Source organism: bacterium, assembly GCA_019637795.1.
Taxonomy (GTDB): Bacteria; Desulfobacterota; Binatia; order HRBIN30; family CADEER01; genus JAHBUY01.
Genome location: JAHBUY010000012.1, coordinates 1 through 1588, shown reverse-complemented (window position 1 = coordinate 1588; position 1588 = coordinate 1). Strand labels below are relative to the sequence as shown.

Annotated in this window: 2 protein-coding genes; both read right to left on the bottom strand. The window is 74.4% G+C overall.

What is annotated here, in order from left to right:
* Positions 1-1135, bottom strand: a 1135-nt coding sequence (gene dinB / locus KF840_26775) for a DNA polymerase IV (GenBank protein MBX3028515.1), incomplete at its 3' end; no start/stop codon positions are given.
* A gap of 74 nt (positions 1136-1209) precedes the next feature.
* Positions 1210-1588, bottom strand: a 379-nt coding sequence (locus KF840_26770) for an ATP-binding protein (protein ID MBX3028514.1), incomplete at its 5' end; no start/stop codon positions are given.

The window sequence follows — 1588 nt, the reverse complement described above, 5'->3', positions numbered from 1 at the left end:
CCGACAGCGGCAGCTCCCCTTGCTGCGGGCCCGGCGACGCGGCGACGCCACGGCCGGATCCGGCACGCGCGGCCGTCGCGCCCGGGCGCGACAGGCTGCCGACGCGCACGCCGAGCAGCCGCAGCCGACGTACCGCCGGTACCCGGTCCAGGCACTCGAACGCCGCGCGGCGGATCGCCGCGTCGTCGTCGGTCGCCTCGGGCAGCGTCAGGTCGCGGGTCACGATGCGGAAATCGTCGTAGCGCGCCTTCACGCCGATCGTGCGCCCGGCGTAGCCGCGGCGGCGCAGGTCGGCGGCGACGTCGCGGCACAGCTCGGCCAGGCAGGCGGCGAGCGCCTGCCAGTCGCGCCGCGGGTGCAGGTCGTGCTCGAACGTGGTCTCGCGGCTCATCGAGACCGGCTCGCTCGCCGTGACCACCGGACGCTCGTCGCGGCCATGCGCGGCCTCGTGCAGCCAGCGCCCGTAGTTGGCGCCGAAGCGGGCGACGAGCATCGACGGCGGCGCCGCGGCCAACTCGCCGATCGTGCGCAGCCCGAGCTCCTCGAGCTGCAGGTCGGCCTTGGGCCCGATGCCGTTGATCCGGCGCACCGGCAACGGCCAGATCAGCACCGGAATGTCCTCCGCGTCGACGATGGTGAGGCCTGCCGGCTTGTGCAGGTCGGAGGCGATTTTCGCGAGGAGCTTGTTCGGCGCCAGGCCGACCGAGCAGGTCAGGCCGGTGGCCTCCAGCACGCGGCGCTGGATGTCGCGGGCGACCGGGGCGCCGCGCTCGATGCGGATGCCGGGCACCGCGGTGAGGTCGAGGTAGACCTCGTCGATGCCGCGGTCCTCGATGCGGTCGGTGACGGCGGCGATCGCCGCCTTGAACATCCGCGAGTAGCGACGGTACTCGTCGAAGTCGACCGGCAGGAACACGCATTGCGGGCACAGCTCGGCGGCGCGCCGCAGCGCCATGCCGGAGCGGATGCCGAACGCGCGCGCCTCGTAGGTGGCGGTCGTGACGACGCCGCGGCGCGACGGCTCGCCGTGGCCGCCGATGGCGACCGGCCGGCCGCGCAATTCGGGCCGGCGCAGCAGCTCGACCGACGCGTAGAACGCGTCCATGTCGAGGTGCGCGATGCGGCGCCAGTCCATCGGGTCGGGGTCGGGTCGCTGGCGGATTGGGGGGTGGCGCGCGTTCGAGCCGCGGCAGGCGGCGGCGGCGCTACTCAGGCAGTCAGCGGCAGGTCGATGAAGAACGTCGATCCGCGCCCGGGCTCGCTGCGCAGGCCGGCCGTTCCGCCGTGCAGTTCGGCCACCCGCTTGACGATCGCCAGGCCCAGCCCCGAGCTGCCGCGGTGCTCGCGGTGCCGGCTGGTCTGGTAGAAGCGCTCGAATACGCGGGGCTGGTCTTCCGAGGCAACGCCGGGACCGGTGTCGGCGACCTCGATCCGCACGCCGTCGCCCTCGCGCAGCGCGCGCACCAGCACGCGGCCGCCCGACGGCGTGACCCGCAGCGCGTTGTCGATCAGGTTCGACAACGCCCGCTCGATCAGCGCCGCATCGGCGCGGGTGAGCGGCAGGCCGTCCGGATACTCGACGCCCAGC